Here is a 4,717-nt window from a genome sequence, read left to right on the forward strand (position 1 = left end):
CCTTGGCGCTGTTCTCGTGCGGGAACAGGCCTTCTTCCAGCCCGGTGATAAAGACCGCGTTGAACTCCAGCCCCTTGGCGGCGTGCACCGTCATCATCTGCACCGCATCCTGGCCGGCCTGGGCCTGGTTGTCGCCGGCTTCCAGYGAGGCATGGGTGAGGAAGGCCACCAGCGGCGTCATCACGGCCGGCAGCGCTTCGGGATCGAGCACCTGCTGGGCCTGGTCGCCGTCGGCCAGCACCGGCAACTGCGCGCCCTCGCGCCCGACCGGGATCGCGCTGGCCAGCGCGTCCAGCCCGTAGCCTTCTTCCGTCACGAACGCCTGCGCCGCCGTCACCAGTTCCTGCAAGTTCTCAATGCGGTCCTGGCCTTCTTTCTCGCCGCGATAGTAGTTGATCAGGCCACTGGTGTTGGTCACGTACTCCACCGTTTCCGGCAGCGTCATGCGGCGCGTCTCGGCGCGCATCTGCTCGATCAGCCGCACAAAGGCGCCCAGCGTGCTRCCGGCCTTGCCGGGCACGTAGGCTACCGCCTCCGCGAGCGAGCAGTCGTACTGGCGCGCCGCATCCTGCAGCGATTCCAGCGAACGCGCGCCGATGCCGCGCGCCGGGAAATTCACCACGCGGCCGAAGGCGGCGTCATTGCGCGGGTTCTCCAGCAGTTGCAGGTAGGCCAACGCGTGCTTGACTTCGGCGCGCTCGAAGAAGCGCAGGCCGCCGTACACGCGATAAGGGATGCCCGACGAGAACAGCGCGTGCTCGATCACCCGCGACTGCGCGTTGCTGCGGTAGAGAATGGCAATCTCCGAGCGGCTCATGCCCTGCGCGATCAGGTCGCGGATCTCTTCCACCAGCCAGGAAGCTTCCTGGCCGTCGGAGCCGGCCTGGAACACCCGCACCGGCTCGCCGTGACCGGCATCGGTGCGCAGGTTCTTGCCCAGGCGCCGCGCGTTGTGGGCAATCAGGTGGTTGGCCGAATCCAGGATGTGGCCGTGCGAGCGGTAGTTCTGCTCCAGCTTGATCATGTGGCGCACGCGGAATTCATCCTCGAAGTCCCGCATGTTGCCGACATTGGCGCCGCGGAAGGCGTAGATGCTCTGGTCGTCGTCGCCCACGGCGAACACCGCGGCCGGGCTCTGCGTGCCGAAGCCCGCCAGCATCTTTAGCCACCGGTATTGCAGCACGTTGGTGTCCTGGAACTCGTCCACCAGCACGTGGCGGAAGCGATGCTGGTAGTGCTGGCGAATGGCGTCGTTGTAGCGCAGCAGTTCGTAGCAGCGCAGCAGCAGTTCGGCGAAATCGACCACGCCTTCGCGCTGGCACTGCACGTCATAGGCGGCGTAGAGGTCAACGAAGCGGCGGTTGAAGTCGTCGTTGGCCTCCACATCGGCCGGGCGCAGGCCTTGCTCCTTGGCGTTGTTGATGAAGTACTGCAGGTTCTTGGCCGGGTACTTCTCGTCATCGACGTTGAGCGACTTGAGCAGGCGCTTGAGCGCGGAGAGCTGGTCCTGGCTGTCGAGGATGGCGAAGGTCTGCGGCAGGCCGGCGTCGCGGTAATGGGCGCGCAGCATSCGGTTGCACAGGCCGTGGAAGGTGCCGATCCACATGCCGCGCGTRTTGATGGGCAGCATCGAGGTCAGCCGCGTCATCATCTCCTTGGCGGCCTTGTTGGTGAAGGTCACCGCCAGCAAGCCCGCCGGGGACACCCGGCCGTTCTGGATCAGCCACGCGATGCGGGTGGTCAGCACGCGCGTCTTGCCGCTGCCCGCCCCGGCCAGGATCAGCGCCGGTTCGTCAGGCAATGTGACGGCGGCTAGTTGTTCGGCATTGAGATTGGCAAGCAGGTCGGACATCGGGGAGGCCTTGTGGAGTGCCCCGAATTATACCGGGGTACCCGCCGGCATCCCCGGCGCTTCGCCGCGCGTGGCGCCATGACGCAAAAACAGCACAATCCCTCTGACATCCCACCTTCCCCCCCTCCCGGCAAGGCCGGGCGGCACGCCAGGGAAGGCACGAATCGTCGCCGGCGCACCGGTCCCGGCCCGAAATCGCGCGCCCTCCACCCGCCTCCCCTATAATTTGACGTTTTCCCGGCGCGTTGCCCTTGCCCGCCTGGCCCGCAGAATCCGACGTAATCATCGACATCCGAGCATGACCGCCCAAGACCAGTCCCTTGCCAAGAGCTTCGAACCCGCCGCCATTGAGGCCAAGTGGGGCCCAGAGTGGGAGAAGCGCGGCATCGCGAAGCCGACCCTAGATCCGGACCGCCCGGACTTCTGCATCCAGTTGCCGCCGCCGAATGTGACCGGCACGCTGCACATGGGCCATGCCTTCAACCAGACCATCATGGACGGGCTGGCCCGCCACGCCCGCATGACCGGCGCCAACACGCTGTGGGTGCCCGGCACGGACCACGCCGGCATCGCCACCCAGATCGTGGTGGAACGCCAGCTGGAAGCGCAGGGTGTGTCGCGCCATGATCTTGGCCGCGAGAAATTCATCGAGAAGGTATGGGCCTGGAAGGAAGAGTCCGGCTCGACCATCACGCGCCAGGTCCGCCGCATGGGCGCCTCGATCGACTGGAGCCGCGAGTACTTCACCATGTCGCCGGAGATGTCCAAGGCGGTGACGGAAGTGTTCGTGCGCCTGTACGAGCAGGGCCTGATCTACCGCGGCAAGCGCCTGGTCAACTGGGATCCGGTGCTGGGCACCGCGGTGTCCGACCTGGAAGTGGAGAACGTCGAGGAAGAAGGCTCGATGTGGCACATCCGCTATCCGCTGGCCGAGCCCGATACCGTGCACGGCCTGACCCACCTGACCGTGGCCACCACCCGTCCGGAGACCATGCTCGGCGACGTGGCGGTGATGGTGCACCCGGAAGACGAACGCTACGCCCACCTGATCGGCAAATCGGTGCGCCTGCCGCTGACCGGCCGCGATATCCCGGTGATCGCCGACGATTACGTCGACCGCGAATTCGGCACCGGCGTGGTCAAGGTAACGCCCGCCCACGATTTCAACGACTATGCCGTGGGCCAGCGCCACAAGCTGCCGCAGTTGTCGATCCTGACGCTGGACGCAAAGATCGTCGCCGATGCGCCCGCTGCCTACGCTGGCCTGGACCGCTTCGAGGCGCGCACCCGCATCGTCGCCGACCTCAAGGCGCAAGGCCTGCTGGCCGAGGTCAAGAAGCACAAGCTGATGACGCCGCGCAGCGAGCGCACCGGCAGCGCCATCGAGCCGATGCTGACCGACCAGTGGTTCGTTGCCATGAGCAAGCCGGCGCCGGAAGGCACCTTCAATCCGGGCCGCTCGATTGCCGAAGTCGCACTGGATGCCGTGCAGAGCGGCGAGATCAAGCTGATCCCGGAAAACTGGAACAGCACCTACAACCAGTGGCTGGAGAACATCCAGGACTGGTGCATCTCGCGCCAGCTGTGGTGGGGCCACCAGATCCCGGCCTGGTACGACGAGTCCGGCAAGTGCTTCGTCGCCCGCACCGAGGAAGACGCGCAGGCCCAGGCGCGCGCGGCCGGCAGCACCGGCCCGCTACGCCGCGAGGATGATGTGCTCGACACCTGGTTCTCGTCGGCCCTGGTGCCTTTCTCCTCGCTCGGCTGGCCTGCCGAGACGCCGGAGTTGCAGCATTTTCTGCCTTCGTCGGCACTTGTTACCGGCTACGACATCATCTTCTTCTGGGTGGCGCGCATGGTCATGATGACCAAGCACTTCACCGGCAAGGTGCCGTTCCACACCGTGTATGTGCACGGCCTGGTGCGGGATTTCGAAGGCAAGAAGATGAGCAAGTCCGAGGGCAATACCCTGGACCCGGTCGACCTGATCGACGGCATCGACCTCGACACCCTGGTCAAGAAGCGCACCACCGGCCTGCGCCGTCCCAAGGACGCGCCCAAGATCGAGAAGAAGACCAAGAAGGAATTCCCCGAAGGCATTCCCGCCTTTGGTGCGGATGCACTGCGCTTCACCTTTGCCTCGCTGGCCACGCTGGGCCGCAATGTCAACTTCGACACCGGCCGCTGCGAAGGCTATCGCAACTTTTGCAACAAGCTGTGGAACGCCACGCGCTTCGTGCTGATGAACACCGAAGGGCACGACTGCGGCATGGGTCCGTGCAGCCATGACTGCGGCCCCGACGGCTACCTGCACTTCTCGCAGCCGGACCGCTGGATCGTGTCGCTGCTGCAGCGTGTCGAGGCCGAGGTGGAGAAAGGCTTCGCCGAGTACCGCTTCGACAACATCGCCAGCGCCATCTACAAATTCGTCTGGGACGAATACTGCGACTGGTACCTGGAACTGGCCAAGGTACAGATCCAGAACGGCACGCCCGCGCAGCAGCGCGCCACCCGCCGCACGCTGTTGCGCGTGCTGGAAACGGTGCTGCGCCTGGCCCACCCGATCATCCCCTTCATCACCGAAGAGCTGTGGCAGAAGGTGGCGCCGCTTGCCGGCCGTGCCAAGGGCGACGGCAGCGAGACGCTGGCGCTGCAAGCCTACCCGCTGCCGGCCATGGCCAAGATCGACGAAGCCGCCGAGCAATGGACCGCGCAGCTCAAGGCCGTGGTCGATGCCTGCCGCAACCTGCGCGGCGAGATGAATATCTCGCCGGCGCAGCGCATTCCGCTGTACGCCGAGGGCGACAGCGCCTTCCTGACGTCGGCCCAGGCCTATGTGCAGGCGCTGGCGAAACTCTCCGAGGT

Annotated in this window: 2 protein-coding genes; one reads left to right on the forward strand and one right to left on the reverse strand. The window is 65.7% G+C overall.

Going from position 1 to position 4,717, the window contains the following annotated elements; genetic code table 11:
- The coding region (locus AC1DKD_RS39310) for a UvrD-helicase domain-containing protein (protein ID WP_477144571.1) at positions 1 to 1,852 on the reverse strand (1,852 nt) is incomplete at its 3' end.
- A gap of 298 nt (positions 1,853 to 2,150) precedes the next feature.
- On the opposite strand from AC1DKD_RS39310, the gene AC1DKD_RS39315 reads away from it, so the two are divergent.
- A partial coding sequence (locus AC1DKD_RS39315; RefSeq protein ID WP_477144572.1) for a valine--tRNA ligase occupies positions 2,151 to 4,717 on the forward strand: 2,567 nt, incomplete at its 3' end.

It is taken from the genome of Cupriavidus sp. 05T313 (assembly GCF_056396665.1).